The sequence below is a fragment of the Kitasatospora sp. NPDC058063 genome, from assembly GCF_042885395.1.
Lineage (GTDB): Bacteria > Actinomycetota > Actinomycetes > Streptomycetales > Streptomycetaceae > Kitasatospora > Kitasatospora lactacystinica.
In genome coordinates this window covers 110,340-125,473 of record NZ_JBHVSD010000025.1, presented here as the reverse complement: position 1 = coordinate 125,473, position 15,134 = coordinate 110,340, and the positions used below count along the sequence as shown (strand labels likewise).

Annotated in this window: 13 protein-coding genes and 1 pseudogene; 8 read left to right on the top strand and 6 right to left on the bottom strand. The window is 73.3% G+C overall.

Annotated features, from left to right (window positions below):
* Nucleotides 1-42: 42 nt before the first annotated feature.
* The 4 genes from ACFVUY_RS33980 to ACFVUY_RS33965 form a co-directional block, all read right to left on the bottom strand.
* Nucleotides 43-891 (bottom strand): amino acid ABC transporter permease, encoded by an 849-nt coding sequence (locus ACFVUY_RS33980; protein WP_387736154.1) that lies wholly within the window; start codon nt 889-891, stop codon nt 43-45.
* Nucleotides 888-1,538 (bottom strand): amino acid ABC transporter permease, encoded by a 651-nt coding sequence (locus tag ACFVUY_RS33975; protein ID WP_387694068.1) that lies wholly within the window; start codon nt 1,536-1,538, stop codon nt 888-890. Before ACFVUY_RS33975 ends, ACFVUY_RS33980 begins: the two co-directional genes overlap by 4 nt.
* Nucleotides 1,539-1,590: 52 nt before the next feature.
* The gene (locus ACFVUY_RS33970; RefSeq protein ID WP_387694069.1) at nt 1,591-2,496 is read right to left on the bottom strand and encodes a glutamate ABC transporter substrate-binding protein; all 906 of its coding nucleotides are present in this window, start codon (nt 2,494-2,496) and stop codon (nt 1,591-1,593) included.
* A gap of 115 nt (nt 2,497-2,611) precedes the next feature.
* On the bottom strand, nt 2,612-3,385 hold the full coding sequence (locus ACFVUY_RS33965; protein WP_359907100.1) for an amino acid ABC transporter ATP-binding protein: 774 nt from the start codon (nt 3,383-3,385) through the stop codon (nt 2,612-2,614).
* 391 nt (nt 3,386-3,776) lie between these two features.
* Between ACFVUY_RS33965 and ACFVUY_RS33960 the strand changes: the two genes are divergently transcribed.
* Together ACFVUY_RS33960 and ACFVUY_RS33955 are read left to right on the top strand one after the other, a co-directional pair.
* Nucleotides 3,777-4,535 (top strand): response regulator transcription factor, encoded by a 759-nt coding sequence (locus tag ACFVUY_RS33960; RefSeq protein WP_387736152.1) that lies wholly within the window; start codon nt 3,777-3,779, stop codon nt 4,533-4,535.
* A gap of 6 nt (nt 4,536-4,541) precedes the next feature.
* Nucleotides 4,542-5,966: a sensor histidine kinase gene (locus ACFVUY_RS33955; protein ID WP_387694071.1), complete on the top strand. Its 1,425-nt coding sequence runs from the start codon at nt 4,542-4,544 to the stop codon at nt 5,964-5,966.
* A 50-nt stretch (nt 5,967-6,016) separates the two neighbouring features.
* On the opposite strand, the gene ACFVUY_RS33950 is transcribed toward ACFVUY_RS33955, so the two are convergent.
* A complete protein-coding gene (locus ACFVUY_RS33950) occupies nt 6,017-7,036 on the bottom strand; it encodes a TAXI family TRAP transporter solute-binding subunit (protein WP_359907091.1) in 1,020 nt (339 codons plus the stop codon).
* Nucleotides 7,037-7,131: 95 nt separating this feature from the next.
* Between ACFVUY_RS33950 and miaB the strand changes: the two genes are divergently transcribed.
* The gene (gene miaB, locus ACFVUY_RS33945) at nt 7,132-8,634 is read left to right on the top strand and encodes a tRNA (N6-isopentenyl adenosine(37)-C2)-methylthiotransferase MiaB (RefSeq protein WP_387736150.1); all 1,503 of its coding nucleotides are present in this window, start codon (nt 7,132-7,134) and stop codon (nt 8,632-8,634) included.
* 78 nt (nt 8,635-8,712) lie between these two features.
* A complete protein-coding gene (locus tag ACFVUY_RS33940; RefSeq protein WP_387694073.1) occupies nt 8,713-9,411 on the top strand; it encodes a class III extradiol dioxygenase subunit B-like domain-containing protein in 699 nt (232 codons plus the stop codon).
* Between the two features lie 113 nt (nt 9,412-9,524).
* Here the strand turns inward: ACFVUY_RS33940 and ACFVUY_RS33935 are convergent, their stop codons facing one another.
* Nucleotides 9,525-9,785, bottom strand: coding sequence for an antitoxin (locus tag ACFVUY_RS33935; RefSeq protein ID WP_359907083.1), 261 nt, complete (start codon nt 9,783-9,785; stop codon nt 9,525-9,527).
* 165 nt (nt 9,786-9,950) lie between these two features.
* Between ACFVUY_RS33935 and miaA the strand changes: the two are divergent.
* From miaA to ACFVUY_RS33915, 4 genes and pseudogenes are all read left to right on the top strand, one after another.
* A pseudogene (gene miaA / locus ACFVUY_RS33930) lies at nt 9,951-10,889 on the top strand (tRNA (adenosine(37)-N6)-dimethylallyltransferase MiaA); the annotation flags it as partial.
* Nucleotides 10,890-11,139: 250 nt separating this feature from the next.
* Nucleotides 11,140-11,652, top strand: a complete 513-nt coding sequence (locus tag ACFVUY_RS33925) for a hypothetical protein (RefSeq protein ID WP_387694074.1) — start codon at nt 11,140-11,142, stop codon at nt 11,650-11,652.
* Nucleotides 11,653-11,744: 92 nt separating this feature from the next.
* Nucleotides 11,745-12,650 (top strand): diaminopimelate epimerase, encoded by a 906-nt coding sequence (dapF, locus tag ACFVUY_RS33920; RefSeq protein WP_387736148.1) that lies wholly within the window; start codon nt 11,745-11,747, stop codon nt 12,648-12,650.
* 201 nt (nt 12,651-12,851) lie between these two features.
* Nucleotides 12,852-15,089 carry a RelA/SpoT family protein gene (locus tag ACFVUY_RS33915; protein ID WP_387694076.1) on the top strand — a complete coding sequence of 746 codons (2,238 nt, stop codon included), beginning with the start codon at nt 12,852-12,854 and terminating at the stop codon, nt 15,087-15,089.
* Nucleotides 15,090-15,134 lie beyond the last annotated feature (45 nt).

Here is a 15,134-nt window from a genome sequence, read left to right as displayed (position 1 = left end):
AGGTGTCACGAAGAGCAATGCAACAGTTCACCTGCGTGTCCGTCAAGCAGAAGCTGAAGTGCGCCGGTTCGCGCCGCGACGGCCACGTGCTTCGATCCAGCGTGCGAGCGCGGTCAACAGAAGGCACATCACGATGTAGATCGGGCCGATCACGAGCACCACGGGGATGTAGGGGAAGCCCGCGGCGTTGATCGGCTGGCTGGCGATCGCCTTACCGACGAACAGCAGCTCGTGGTACGTGATGACGAAGCCGAGTGAGGTGTCCTTGAGGGTGACGACCAGCTGGCCGATCATCGTGGGCAGCATCGAGCGGACGGCCTGCGGCACCAGGATCGACATCATCACCTGGGTCTTGCGCATACCGAGCCCGTACGCCGCCTCGCCCTGGCCGCGCGGGACGGCGTTGACGCCACTGCGGATGATCTCGGCCTGGACCGCCCCGTTGTAGAGGGTGAGACCGAGCACCAGCGCCCACATCGGCTGCTGGGCGAAGAAGGCGTAGTAGAGCCCGACGATCAGGATCAGCAGCGGCATCGCCCGGAAGAACTGGGTGAAGGCCGTGCAGAACCAGCGGACCGGCCGGTGGTCGGAGAGCTGACCGGCCGCCAGCAGCGCGCCCAGGGTGAGCGAGAACAGCGCGGCCAGGCCGAAGGCCTCCAGGGTGGACAGCAGGCCGTCCACGATCCGCTGCTGGACGAAGGTGTACTGGAAGGCGTCCCAGAGGCCGGCGTCGAACTGGCCGTTGTCGTTCAGCGCGTTGAAGACGTACCAGAGGAGACCGGCGATGCCGAGCACCGAGAGGACGCCGAACGCGCGGTACCGGGTACGGGCCTTCGGGCCGGGGGTGTCATAGAGGACACTCGCCGACGCCTGACGGTTCAGAATGCTCATCGGGCCACCGCCAGTCGGGATTCCAGGAAGCGGAAGAACGTGGCGACCGTGGCGCTGATCAGCAGGTAGGCGCAGGCCACCCAGAAGAAGATGGCGAAGATCGAGTAGCCGCGCTCGGAGAAGGTCTGCTGGGCGCTGTACAGCTCGGGGACGCTGAACGCGCCGGCGATCGCCGAGTTCCTGGGCAGGGCGATGAACACGCTGCTCATCGGGCCCAGGACGGTCCGGGCGGCCTGCGGCAGGACGACCAGGGTGAGGGTCTGGCCGAAGGTCATGCCCAGGCTGCGGGCGGCCTCCGCCTGGCCCAGCGGCACGGTGTTGATGCCGGAGCGGATGACCTCGCAGACGAACGAGGCGGTGTACCCGCCGAGCGCCAGCACCGCGAACGCCAGGTGGCTGAAGTGCACGCCCAGCGGCGGCAGGCCGAAGGTGACGGCGAAGAACAGCAGGGTCAGCGGGGTGTTGCGGAAGAGCGTCACCCAGGTGGTGCCGAAGGCGCGCAGGACCGGCACCGGGGAGACCCGGAAGGCCGCCAGCAGGGTGCCCAGCAGCAGGGCGAGAAGAGCGCTGAGCGCGCTCACCTCGATCGTCTGTAGGAAGCCGTCGCGGAACAACGCGAAGTTGTCGTCCTCGAACAGGAACCCCATCCGGCGGCCCTCCTCTCAGTTCATGGTCGGGAGTCGACGTACGGCGGGCGGATCAGTAGCGCTCGAGGGCCGGGACGTCCGGCGCCGGGGAGCCGGAGGCGCCCAGGGTCGCGTCGTAGGCCTTCTTCCAGTCGCCGTTGTCCTCGTGGGCCTTGAGGGCGTCGCTGATCGCGTCGCGCAGCGCCTTGTCGTCCTTGTTGAGGCCGACGCCGTAGTTCTCCTTGGTGAACGGCTTGCCGACCACCTTGAGCTTGGGGCTGTACTTGGAGGCGTAGCCCTTGAGGATCGCGTCGTCGGTGGTGACCGCGTCGACCTCGCCGGACATCAGCTTCTCGACGCAGGCCGAGTAGGTGTCGAACTGGGTGACCTTCGGGTTGTACTGCTGGATGTTCTTGATCGAGGTCGAGCCGGTGGCGGTGCAGACGTTCTTGCCGCCGGTGCTCTCCGGGCCGGTGATCGTGGTGTTGTCGGCCTTCACCAGCAGGTCCTGGCCGGCGATGTAGTACGGGCCGGCGAAGGAGACGCTCTTCTTGCGCTCGTCGTTGATGCTGTAGGTGCCGACGTAGAAGTCGATCTGGCCCTTGGCGATGGCCGGCTCGCGCTGCGAGGAGACCAGGGTCTGCCACTTGATCTGCTGCGGGGTGAAGCCGAGGTCGGCGGCGATCATCTTGGCGATCTCGATGTCGAAGCCGCTGCGGTCGCCGCTGGCGACGTCCTCCCAGCCGAGGTTCGGCTGGTCGGCCTTGGCGCCGATGATCAGCTGGCCGCGCTTCTTGGCCTCGGCGAGGATCGCGGAGTCCACCTTGACGTCGGTCTTGACCGTGTAGCTCGGCAGCTTCGGGGCGCCGGCGCCGCTGCTCGCGGCGGTGGCGCCGGGGGTGCCGTCCTTGCCGCAGGCGGCGGTGGCGGTGAGCGCGACGGCACAGAGCGCGACGGCGAGGGTGCGGGACGTCCTCATGAGGGTTCTCCTGGGGCTGGGCCGCGGTGTCAACCGGGCTCTGGCGTCTGGAAGGCGTGCACGGGCGGGGCGGGCCGGCACTGCGGCCGGGGGCGGTCCCGCCGGTCTCGAAGCGTCAGTGGTGGAGGATCTTCGAGAGGAAGTCCTTGGCGCGCTCGGAGCGCGGCGCGGTGAAGAAGGCGTCCGGGGTGTTCTGCTCGACGATCTTCCCGTCGGCCATGAACAGGACCCGGTTGGCGGCGGAGCGGGCGAAGCCCATCTCGTGGGTGACCACGACCATCGTCATGCCGTCCGCGGCGAGCTGGCGCATGACCTCCAGCACCTCGTTGACCATCTCCGGGTCCAGCGCCGAGGTGGGCTCGTCGAAGAGCATCACCTTGGGCTTCATCGCCAGCGCGCGGGCGATCGCCACGCGCTGCTGCTGGCCGCCGGAGAGCTGGGCCGGGAACTTGTCCGCCTGCGCGCCGACGCCGACCCGCTCCAGCAGCTCCCGGGCGGTCTTCTCGGCCTGCGGGCGGGGCACCTTGCGCACCTTCACCTGGCCGATGACCACGTTCTCCAGCACGGTCTTGTGCGCGAACAGGTTGAAGCTCTGGAACACCATGCCGACCTCGGCGCGCAGCCGGGCCAGTTCCTTGCCCTCGTCGGGCAGCGGCCGGCCGTCGATCGTGATCGCGCCGGAGTCGATCGTCTCCAGCCGGTTGATCGTCCGGCAGAGCGTCGACTTGCCCGAGCCGGACGGGCCGATCAGTACGACCACCTCGCCCTGGGCGATCCGGAGGTCGATGTCCTGCAGGACGTGCAGCGCACCGTAGTGCTTGTTGACGTTGCTCAGCACGACCAGTGGGGCGGCTGCGGGGGTGGAGTCCTCGACCGGGCTCTCGGTCATCGCGCCTGCTCCCTCTGTCGTCGAATCACGCCTGTCCGAGAAGTCTCAACTCCCTTGACAGGCAATGGTGGTACGGATCCGGGGGCCGAGGCCGGCGGAGCCGCGGCCCCCGGTGGGCCGACCTTAGGAGCCATGACCGCGCGCCGTCAGCCGATCTGAGCGGAACTTGAGGATCACGAAACGGCCACACGGCGCTCGCACGCTGTTCGCGCGGGCGCCGACGGGGCATGTCACAGCGGGAATCCGCTCCGGTGCTCCCCGTTCCCCCCGGGCCCGGTGCGCGGTCGAACCTGGCGCCGGGCCGTTCACTGGCCCATACTGCGCAGGACCGGGACCTGAACGATCGGCCCGGTGATCATCGGTGATCACGTGGGGGAAGGAGGAGGACAGGATGCGACTGCTGCTCGTCGAGGACGACGAACGCGTGGCCGCCGCGCTGGTCGCGGTGCTGGGCCGGCACGGCTTCCAGGTCCGGCATGCCCGCAGCGGGCACGAGGCGCTGGACGCCCTGGTGCCGGACGGCAACGAGCCGTACCGCGTGGTGCTGCTCGACCTCGGACTGCCCGACCGCGACGGCTTCGAGGTGTGCAGCCGGATCAGGGCCGGCAGCGGCGTGCCGGTGATCATGGTCACCGCCCGCGCCGACGTCCGCTCCCGGATCCACGGCCTCAACCTGGGCGCCGACGACTACGTCACCAAGCCGTACGACATGGGCGAGCTGCTCGCCCGCATCCACGCCGTGGCCCGCCGCGGCGCCGCCCCCGCCGCGGTGGCGGCGCCCGCGCCCGACACCGTGCCGCAGCAGCGCGGCCCGCTGGAGTCCCGCGGCATCCGGATCGACCGGGAGCGCCGCCGGGTCAGCGTGGACGGCCGCGACGTGCCGCTCACCCGCAAGGAGTTCGACCTGCTCGCACTGCTCGCGCAGAGCCCCGGCGTCGTCTACCGGCGCGAGCAGATCTTCAGCGAGGTCTGGCGCAGCGGCTGGGAGGGCAACGGGCGCACCCTGGAGGTGCACATCGGCTCGCTGCGCAACAAGCTGGCACTGCCCGGCCTGGTCGAGGCCGTGCGCGGGGTCGGCTACCGGCTGATCCCCGACTGCCCGACGCCCGCCGCGGCCGAACCGGCCCCGAGCGCCCCCGCGGAGCACTGACCGCACGTGCGCACCCGCCTGCTCGGCATCCTGATCGCCCTCATGCTCTGCGTCCTGGCCGCCCTGGGGCTGCCGCTCGCGGCGGCGGTCGCGGCGGCCGAGCAGACCAAGGTGGTCGTCGACCGGCTCGACGACGCCGCCCGCCTCGCCCAGGACCTGCCCACCTCCGGCGCCGCCGACTCCGCCCGCAAGGGCGACCCGGAACCCGCCCCGGGCGACGGCAGCCGGCAGCGCGCGATCGAGGCCGAGGTCCGCCGCTACCACGACCTGTACGGCGTGCGCCTGGGCATCTTCCAGCGCGACGGCGTTCCGCTCGCCGTCGCCCCGGACGACTGGCGGGTGCCCTCCGGGGGCTGGGGCGCCCAGGCCTTCCAGGAGGCACTGGACGGGCGGCGCAGCCACAACCCGCCGCAGGTCTGGCCGTGGACGCCGGACCGGACGATCACCGTCGCCGCGCCCGTGGTGCGCGACGGCGACGTGGTCGCGGTGGTGCTCAGCGAATCCCCGGCCCAGGCGCTGCGCACCCGGGTGGTGCACAAGTGGCTGGTGATCGGCACGGGCGAGGCCGCCGCGATGATCGTCGCCGTGCTGCTCGCCGTCCGGCTCACCGAGTGGGTGCTGCGCCCGGTGCGCACCCTGGACCGGGCCACCCACGACATCGCCACCGGCCGGATGGCCGCCCGGGTCGCCCCGGGCGGCGGACCGCCCGAACTCCAGCGGCTGGCCCGCTCCTTCAACGAGATGGCGGACCACGTGGTGCTCGCCATGGACCAGCAGAAGGCCTTCGTCGCGGACGCCTCCCACCAGCTGCGCAACCCGCTGTCGGCACTGCTGCTGCGGGTCGAGCTGCTCGGCCTGGAACTGCCCGAGGGCCACGAGGAGGAGCTCAGCGGCGTACGGGAGGAAGGCGCCCGGCTGGCCCGGGTGCTGGACGACCTGCTCGGCCTGGCCACCGCCGAGCACGCCCGCCCCGAACCGGAGCGCACCGACCTCGCCGAGCTCACCCTGTCCCGGGTGGACGCCTGGCGGCCGGTGGCCGAGCAGCGCGGGATCGGGCTGCGCTGGGACGGCCCGGCGCTGGCGATCGGGATGGCCGACCCGATCGGCTTCGGCTCGGCCCTGGACGCCGTGGTGGACAACGCGCTCAAGTTCAGCCCGGCCGGCAGCGAGGTGCGGCTGCGGGTGACGGTGCGCCGGGACGAGGTCGCGGTGACCGTCACCGACGCCGGGCCCGGTCTCACCGAGGACGAGCTGTCCCGGGCCGGGGACCGGTTCTGGCGCAGCACGCGGCACCAGAACGTGGACGGTTCGGGGCTCGGGCTGTCCATCGCCCGCACCCTGCTGGCGGCCGGCGGCGGCACGCTCGGCTTCGCGCCGGTCAGGCCGACCGGGCTCGCGGTGACGCTGGCGGTGCCCCGGCCGGAGAAGTAGCCGCCGGGGCACGCCCTGCGCCTACGGCTCCACCGGGCGGCGGCCGCGCGCTACGGCTTCACCGAGCGGTAGTAGCGGGCCGCGCCGGTGTGCAGCGGGAGCGGGTCGGTGTAGACAGCGGTGCGCAGGTCGACCAGCTGGGCCGCGTGCACCTGGGCGCCGATCTGGTCCCGGCTGTCGATCACCGCGCGGGTCATGCCCTCGACCAGGCGCGGGTCCGCGTCGTCCAGGGTGATCAGCAGGTTGGGCACGGCCACCGTGGCGACGGCGTCCTTGGGCTCGGCGTTCGGGTACGTCCCCTTGGGCATGGTGGCCGCCCGGTAGGCGTCGGTGCCGCCGCCCTCGGCCTTGTGCAGGGCCTCGGCGAGGTCGCTCAGCGGCACGACCCGGATCGGGAAGTGGTCGGAGAGGTCGGTGAGCGCGCTGGTGGGCAGGCCGCCGGACCAGAAGAAGGCGTCCAGCCTGCCCGCGCGCAGGTCGTCGGCGGCCTCGCCGATCCCCTTCGGCACCGGGACGATGTCGTGGTCCGGGTCCAGGCCGGCCGCGCCCAGCAGCCGCTTGGTCACCAGGTTCACCCCCGACTGCGGCAGGCCGACGCCGACCCGCAGGCCCTTGAGGTCGGCGGTGCGGCGCACCGGGGAGGAGGCCGGGACGATCAGCTGCAGGTAGTCGTCGTACAGCCGGGCGATGGCCCGCAGCTTCTCCTTGCCCTGGCCCTGGTAGTCGGCGACCGCGTCGGCGGTGGCTATCGCGAAGGCGTCCCGGCCCCTGATCACCCGGGTGAGGTTGTCGATCGAGCCCTCGGAGTTGTCCAGGGCCAGCCGCACCCCGGGCATGGTCCGGGAGACGTGGGCCTGGAGCAGCTGCCCGTACCGGTCGTAGACGCCGCGCTGCACGCCGGTGGCGAAGCGGACCTCGCCGCGCGGGTACCCGGGCGAGCGGCCCGCCGACAGCCACCAGCCGCCGAACCCGGCCACCAGCAGTACCACCACCAGCACCGTGCGCCACAGCGGGCTCCGGGCCGCGGTGCGGACGGCGGCGCCGAGACGGGACGCAGTGGTGGGGGTCATGCAGGGATACTGCCAGGCGCTCCGGCCGAACGGGAGTGGAACGGGTGGTGGAAGCTCAGGGAAAAGCCCTTCGCCGCTGCCCGTACCCTGGTCTGGTGAGCGGTGAGAGCGGATTGAAGAGCTACAAGGTCGTCACGCACGGCTGTCAGATGAACGTCCACGACTCCGAGCGGCTGTCCGGCCTGCTGGAGGACGCGGGGTACGTCAAGGCCGGGCCCGAGGGCGACCCGGACCTGGTGGTGTTCAACACCTGCGCGGTGCGCGAGAACGCCGACAACAAGCTGTACGGCAACCTCGGCCAGCTCGCGCCGGTCAAGACCCGCCACAAGGGCATGCAGATCGCCGTCGGCGGCTGCCTGGCCCAGAAGGACCGCGAGAGCATCGTCAAGCGTGCCCCCTGGGTCGACGTGGTCTTCGGCACCCACAACATCGGCCACCTGCCGGCGCTGCTGGAGCGGGCCGCGGTCGAGCGCAGGGCCCAGGTCGAGATCCTGGAGTCGCTGGAGACCTTCCCCTCCACCCTGCCGACCCGCCGCGAGTCCGCGTACGCCGCCTGGGTCGCCATCTCGGTCGGCTGCAACAACACCTGCACCTTCTGCATCGTCCCCGCGCTGCGCGGCAAGGAGGAGGACCGCCGCCCCGGCGACGTCCTCGCCGAGATCGAGGCGCTGGTGGACGAGGGCGTCATCGAGGTGACCCTGCTCGGCCAGAACGTCAACGCCTACGGCTCCGACCTGGGCGACCGCGAGGCCTTCTCCAAGCTGCTGCGCGCCGCCGGGCAGATCGAGGGCCTGGAGCGGATCCGCTTCACCTCGCCGCACCCCCGCGACTTCACCGACGACGTGATCGCCGCGATGGCCGAGACCCCGAGCGTGATGCACCAGCTGCACATGCCGCTGCAGTCCGGCTCGGACCGCGTCCTCAAGGCGATGCGCCGCTCGTACCGGCAGGACCGTTTCCTCGGGATCATCCGCAAGGTCCGCGAGGCGATGCCGGACGCGGCCATCTCCACCGACATCATCGTGGGCTTCCCCGGCGAGACGGAGGAGGACTTCGAGGAGACGATGCACACCGTCCGCGAGGCCCGCTTCACCAACGCCTTCACCTTCCAGTACTCCAAGCGCCCCGGCACCCCCGCCGCGGACATGGCGGACCAGGTGCCGAAGGAGGTCGTCCAGGCCCGCTACGACCGGCTGATCGCCCTCCAGGAGGAGATCTCCTGGGAGGAGAACAAGAAGCAGGTCGGCCGCACCCTGGACATCCTGGTCGCCGAGGGCGAGGGCAAGAAGGACGATCAGACCCGGCGGCTCTCCGGACGCGCCCCCGACAACCGGCTGGTGCACTTCACGAAGCCGGACGAGCCGGTGCGCCCCGGCGACGTGGTGACCGTCGAGATCACCTACGCCGCCCCGCACCACCTGCTCGCCGAGGGCCCGGCGCTCGCGGTGCGCCGCACCCGTGCCGGCGACGCCTGGGAGAAGCGCCAGGCCGCGCCCGCCGCCAAGCCGACCGGAGTGATGCTCGGGCTGCCGAAGATCGGCGCCCCGGCCGAGCTGCCGCTGGCCGCGCCGGCGGGCGGGGCCTGCTGCGGCGACTGACCCACGGGTGTTCCGGGCGGCCCGGCGGGAGCTTCGGCTCCGGCCGGGCCGCCCGGCTTCTTGGCTAGAGTGATCCACATGCTGGTAGCCGCCGCCGTGTGCCCCTGTCCGCCGCTGCTCGTCCCCGAGGTCGCCGCCGGGGCCGCGCCCGAGCTGGACGCCCTGCGCACGGCCTGCGACGAGGCGCTGGCGGCGCTGGTCGCGGCCGGGCCGCAGCTGGTCGTGGTGGTCGGCACCGGGCCGACGGCCGAGGTCTGGACCGAGGGCGGGGCCGGCTCCTTCCGCCGCTACGGGGTGCCGCTGGTCGCCAAGCTGCCCGGCGACCGGGTCGAGGGGCCGGAGCTGGCCCCCTCGCTGACCGTCGGCGCCTGGCTGCTGGAGCGCGCCGGGGTGACCCTGCCGACGCACGCCTGCGCGGTGCCCGCCGACGCCCCCGCCGACCGGATGCTCGGCCTCGGCCAGGGCCTGGCCGGCCTGGCCGAGCGGGTCGCCCTGCTGGTGCTCGGCGACGGCAGTGCCTGCCGCTCGGTGAAGGCGCCCGGCTACCTGGACGAGCGGGCCGAGGGCTTCGACACCGCCCTGGCCGCCGCCCTGGGCACGGCCGACCTGCCCGCCCTGGCCGCGCTGGACCCGGGGCTGGCCGCCGAGCTCAAGGCCGACGGCCGGGCGCCCTGGCAGGTGCTGGCCGGCGCCGCGGAGGGCGCCGGCCTCACCGGGCGGCTGGGCTACCAGGAGGCGCCGTACGGGGTCGGGTACGTCGTGGCGTCCTGGTCCTAGCCGCTCGGGGCCGCCGGACCGGGACTCCCGGCCCTCGGGGCTCCCGGTCGGGGCCGCCGGACCGGCCAGGACCGGGACCGCGGGGTCAGGACTGCGGGGTCAGGACTGCGGGGTCAGGACCGAGGGGGCTGCCCCTCGTCGCCCGGCTTGGGCTTCTGGGCGAAGTCGCCGACCGCGTCCTTGGCCTTCTCGGCGCCGTGCTCGATCTTGTCGCTGTACTTGCCCTTGGTCGCCTTGTCGATGGCCCCGCCGGCCTTGTCCACGGCCTTCTCGATCTGGTCGCTGTGCTTGCCCGCGAACTCGCCGGCCTTGCCCTTGAGCTCCTCGGCCTTGCCCTTGAGGTTGTCCATCAGGCCCATGACGATCTCCTTCATCCGCTGTTCCCCGCACAACGAGCGGGCCGGGCAAAGCGTTCGCAAAACGGGCCCAAGCCGGGGAAACGGCCGGAAAATGTCCGGTAAACAGTCATATCGTCGCGCAGTCGCGGGCGGGCGGCAGCCCGGTCCCCGGTGGCCCGGCGGTTTTGGGAGACTGGAACGGTGAGCAGCTCCCGTACCCCGCATGTCGCCCCTCCCCGTGTGGTCTGCGTCGTCGGCGCGACCGCCGCCGGCAAGTCCGACCTGGCCGTCGCCATCGCCCGCAGCCTCGACGGCGAGGTGATCAACACCGACTCGATGCAGCTGTACCGGGGCATGGACATCGGCACCGCCAAGCTCACCACGGCCGAGCGCGGGGGAGTGCCGCACCACCTGCTGGACGTCTGGGACGTCACCGAGGCCGCCAGCGTCGCCGAGTACCAGCGGCTGGCCCGGGCCGAGATCGACCGGCTGCTCGCCGCCGGCCGCACGCCCGTCCTGGTCGGCGGCTCCGGGCTGTACGTCCGGGCGGCGATCGACGAGATGGAGTTCCCGGGCACCGACCCGGAGGTGCGGGCCCGGCTGGAGGCCGAGCTGGAGCTGGTCGGCCCGTCCGCGCTGCACGGGCGGCTGGCCGAGCTGGACCCGGCGGCGGCCGAGGCGATCCTCACCAGCAACGGCCGGCGGATCGTCCGCGCCCTGGAGGTCATCGAGATCACCGGGCAGCCGTTCACCGCCAACCTGCCGAGCAACACAGCCGTGTACGAGGCGGTGCAGATCGGCGTCGCCGTGCCGCGCCCGGAGCTGGACGAGCGGATCGCGCTGCGGGTCGACCGGATGTGGGAGGACGGACTGCTGGACGAGGTGCGGGAGCTGGAGAGGGCCGGGCTGCGCGAGGGCAGGACCGCCTCCCGGGCGCTCGGCTACCAGCAGGTGCTGGACCACTTCGCCGGGGAGTGCACCGAGGACGAGGCCCGGGCCGAGACCGTCCGGGCGACCAAGCGATTCGCCCGGCGTCAGGAGTCCTGGTTCCGCCGCGACGACCGCATCGAATGGCTCTCCCGGCCGGCCGGAACCGACCCCGTCGAGCTGCTGGAACGATCCCTCGAACTGATCGGCCGTCAGGCGGTTCCGGCCGTACAGGACGGGTTTTTGGCCAATCCGGCGGTGCACCTGCGCGCGCAGGCGACCGTGCAGGACGAACCGGCGGTCACGGCCCGATCACGTGATGGCCACGGATCACCCGTCGACCCCGGTCAGGCCCGGAACGCCTCTCTGGACATGCCATCATCGATGCCGTAGGGGTCGGCCGAAACGGGCCGACCGTGCCCGGCCGCGAGTCCGCTCGTGTCGAACTGTCAGGGGAGGCCGTGTGTCGACGGGTACCGGCCCCGAATCCGGCCAGGGCGGAAGTGTCACCGCGCCGGCCGAGGAGTTCGACGAGTCGACGATGGGTGACCTCCCCGTGCTGACCGGACTGGAGGCGCCGACCTCCTACGCGGCCGCGGTGCCCGCCCTGGACACCCGCACGCCGCCCGACGCCGCGGTGCACGAACGGGAGATCCGTCCGCTGCGCCGGCTGCGCTGGTGGCAGACGCTGCCGATCGCCCTGCTGGGCACCCTCGGCTCGCTGATGTTCGCCTTCCCGCTCGCCTTCGGCTCGGCCGGGGCGCGCGCCACCATGGTCGGGATGCTCGGGCTGCTGTTCACCGCCGCCTCGATGGGCTGGGGCGCGATGGCCGCCCGGCACGCCGGCTACAAGTGGCCGGGGCTGCCGCGGCGGGGTTCCGGGCAGCGGGCCGGCTGGAAGGCGATCGCGGTCTACACCCTGATCGCGCTGGCCGCCTGCGCGCTCGCGGTCTGGCGGGTCGCCTACCTGCGCTGAGCGCCGCCCGCCGGGAGCACCTCCGCCGTGCCTCCCGCTCCGGGAGCCTCCCGCCCCGAGCGGGCGGGTCGCCGCTCAGTACCATCGGAGGGGTGAGCGCATCCTCTCCCCAGCAGGGCGGCATCCCCTTCTTCAAGGGGCACGGCACCCAGAACGACTTCGTCATCGTCCCGGACCCGGACGGCGCGCTGGAGATCGGTCCCGAGACCGTCGCCGCGCTGTGCGACCGGCGGGCCGGCCTCGGCGGGGACGGGCTGCTGCGCGTGGTGCGCGCCGCCGCCGACCCGGCGGCCGCGGCGATGGCCGACCGGGCCGAGTGGTTCATGGACTACCGCAACTCGGACGGCAGCGTCGCCGAGATGTGCGGCAACGGCCTGCGGGTCTTCGCCCGCTTCCTGGTCGAGGCCGGCCTGGCCGAGCCGGGCGAGCTGGCCGTCGCCACCCGCTCCGGGGTGCTCACCGCGAAGGTCGCCGAGGCCGCCGAGGACGGCACGCCCGGCGACGTCACCATCGACATGGGCCGGGCCCGGCTGCCCGGGCCGGACGGCATCGAGGTCGCGGTCGGCGAGCGGCGCTGGCCGGCCCTGAACGTCAACATGGGCAACCCGCACGCGGTGGCCTTCGTGGAGAGCCTGGACCACGCCGGCGACCTGTTCGCCGCGCCGCTCACCAGCCCCGCGAGCGCCTACCCGGAGGGCGTCAACGTCGAGTTCGTGGTGGACCGCGGGCCGCGGCACGTCGCGATGCGGGTGCACGAGCGCGGCTCGGGCGAGACCCGCTCCTGCGGCACCGGCGCCTGCGCGGTGGCGGTGGCGGCCATCCGCCGGGACGGCGCCGACCCGGCGGTCACCGGCGAGTCGGTCGCGTACACCGTGGACGTGCTGGGCGGGCGACTGGTCATCACCGAGCACCCGGACGGCCGGGTGGAGATGACCGGGCCGGCGGTGATCGTGGCCGAGGGGCGGCTGGACGGGCACTGGTGGGAGTCGGTGCGCTGAGGCCTGCGGCCCGGTTTGCCCAATTCGTGTGGTGACGAATCCCCCCGATCGGGTGATACCGGTCGCGGACGGGAATCAGGGCGTCGCGGAACGTGCTCTGCTCGGTAGCATGGACCACCGGGTCGATCACCCCATGGGGAGGGGTGTCGAGATCACCCCCTCGGACGGGGCGGCGCCCGGCGACCGTTGCCGGAGGTGCCGATGACCATCGAAGCCGGGCAGTCCCTGACGGGGCAGCCGACGACCGTACGGCAGGCCGGGGCCAGGCGGCCCCTCGGGGAGCTCGGCCGGGCCGCTCTCGGCCGGGCCGGGCGGGCCGCGTTGCTGGCCACCGGCCGGCCGCCGGTGCCGGACGCCCTGGAGCCGCTCGTCCAGGTCCACCGCCGGCACCACCCGCAGGCCGACCTCGGCCTGCTCGCCCGGGCGTACCGGCTCGCCGAGGCCAGCCACCGCGGCCAGAAGCGCAAGAGCGGCGAGCCGTACATCACCCACCCGCTGGCCGTGACCATGATCCTGGCCCAACTCGGCGCCGGGACGACGACCCTGGTCGCCTCGCTGCTCCACGACACGGTCGAGGACACCGAGTTGACGCTGGACCAGGTGGGCGCCGGGTTCGGGCCCGAAGTCGCCTACCTGGTCGACGGGGTGACGAAGCTGGAGAAGGTCGACTTCGGCGCCGCCGCCGAGGCCGAGACCTTCCGCAAGATGCTGGTCGCCACCGGGGACGACGTCCGGGTGATGGTGATCAAGCTGGCCGACCGGCTGCACAACATGCGCACCATCCGGCACATGAAGCCGGCCAGCCAGGTGCGGATCGCCAAGGTCACCCGGGACGTGCTGATCCCGCTGGCCGAGCGGCTCGGCATCCAGGTGCTCAAGGCGGAGCTGGAGGACATCGTCTTCGCCACCCTGCACCCCGAGGAACACGCCCGCACCCGCGCCCTGATGACCGGTCACGAGGCCGAGCCGGACACCCTGCTGGAGCCCTTCGCCCGGCAGCTGGCCCGCCAGCTGGCCGAGGCCGGGGTGACCGCCGAGGTGACCGTCCGCCCCCGGCACTGCGTCTCGCTGCACCGGGTGCTGCTCCGCCGGGCCGCCGTGCCCGGGCCGGACGGCCGGCCGCAGGGGCCGCGGCCGGCCGACTTCGGGCGACTGCTGGTGGTGGTCGAGGAGAACGCCGACTGCTACGCCGTGCTCGGCGAGCTGCACACCTGCTGGACGCCGCTGCCCGGGGAGTTCAAGGACTTCGTGGCCGCGCCCAAGTTCAACCTCTACCAGTCGCTGCACACCGCCGTGGCGCTCAGCGGCGGCGCGGTGGTCGAGGTGCTGGTCCGCACCCGGCGGATGCACGAGGTGGCCGAGACCGGGGTGGTCGCGCTCGGGGACCCGTCCCCGGCCGGAGCCGTGCAGGACGCCGACGAGCTGGACCGTACCGACCCGGCCCGCCCGGGCTGGCTCAGCCGGCTGCTGGAGTGGCAGCAGGAGACGCCCGACCCGGACGCCTTCTGGTCCGCGCTCACCGCCGACCTGGCCGGCGACCGCGAGATCACCGTGGTGACGGAGAGCGGCGAAACGCTTCAGCTGAGGGCCGGCGCCACCTGCGTGGACGCGGCCTACCTGCTCGGCGAGGAGACCGGCCACCGATGTATCGGGGTGCGGGTCAACGGGCGGCTCACCGCCCTGTCCACCGTGCTGGAGGACGGCGACCAGATCGCGGTGCTCACCGAATCCCCCCCGGCCGGCGGCGGCCAGCCCTCCGGCCCCGCCCCCGAGTGGCTGGCGCACGCCCGCACCCCGGGCGCCCGGCTGGCCATCGAGCGCTGGCTGGCCGACCACCCGGCCCGGCAGCCGGTGGTCCGCACCGGCCCGACCGGCGGCCAGCCCGCCCCGCCCGGGCGCCCGACCGCCGAGCGGCGGGCCGCCCCGGTCGCGGTGGCCGGACGGCCCGGGGCGCCGGTCCGGCTGGCGCGCTGCTGCACCCCGGTGCCGCCGGACGAGGTGGCCGGCTATCCGATCCGCGGCGGCGCGGTCGCGGTGCACCGCACCGGCTGCCCGGCGGGGGAGCGGATGCGCGCGGACGGGCGGGCCGAGCTGGAGGTCCGCTGGCGGCCGGAGGACGCCCCGGCGACCGGGCACCGGGTCACCCTGCGGGCCGAGGCGCTGAACCGGCCCCGGCTGCTCGCCGACCTCACCGCCGCGATCTCCGGAGCCGGCGCCGGCGTCGGCATCGTCTCGGCCGAGGTCGAGCCGCCGCAGGAGTCCCGGGTCCGGCACACCTACACCGTCGAACTGCCCGAGCCGGCCGCCCTGCCGCGGCTGATGCGGGCGATGCTCAAGGTCTCCGGGGTGTACGACGTGAGCCGCCCGCAGGCCCCGGACGGCGGCCGGGAACCGGGGGAGCGGCCGCTCGGCCCGGCGGCCCGCGGAAAACGGGGATGACCGGCCCGCGGAAATGGGGATGACCGGCCCGCGCCGGGCGTGCGA

Coding starts and splice junctions, on each gene's coding strand:
- ACFVUY_RS33915 (WP_387694076.1), top strand. CDS start 12,852: ATGACCATCGAAGCCGGGCAGTCCCTGACGGGGCAGCCGACGACCGTA.
- ACFVUY_RS33940 (WP_387694073.1), top strand. CDS start 8,713: ATGCTGGTAGCCGCCGCCGTGTGCCCCTGTCCGCCGCTGCTCGTCCCC.
- ACFVUY_RS33935 (WP_359907083.1), bottom strand. CDS start 9,785: ATGAAGGAGATCGTCATGGGCCTGATGGACAACCTCAAGGGCAAGGCC.
- ACFVUY_RS33970 (WP_387694069.1), bottom strand. CDS start 2,496: ATGAGGACGTCCCGCACCCTCGCCGTCGCGCTCTGTGCCGTCGCGCTC.
- ACFVUY_RS33980 (WP_387736154.1), bottom strand. CDS start 891: ATGAGCATTCTGAACCGTCAGGCGTCGGCGAGTGTCCTCTATGACACC.
- ACFVUY_RS33965 (WP_359907100.1), bottom strand. CDS start 3,385: ATGACCGAGAGCCCGGTCGAGGACTCCACCCCCGCAGCCGCCCCACTG.
- ACFVUY_RS33950 (WP_359907091.1), bottom strand. CDS start 7,036: ATGACCCCCACCACTGCGTCCCGTCTCGGCGCCGCCGTCCGCACCGCG.
- ACFVUY_RS33975 (WP_387694068.1), bottom strand. CDS start 1,538: ATGGGGTTCCTGTTCGAGGACGACAACTTCGCGTTGTTCCGCGACGGC.
- ACFVUY_RS33960 (WP_387736152.1), top strand. CDS start 3,777: ATGCGACTGCTGCTCGTCGAGGACGACGAACGCGTGGCCGCCGCGCTG.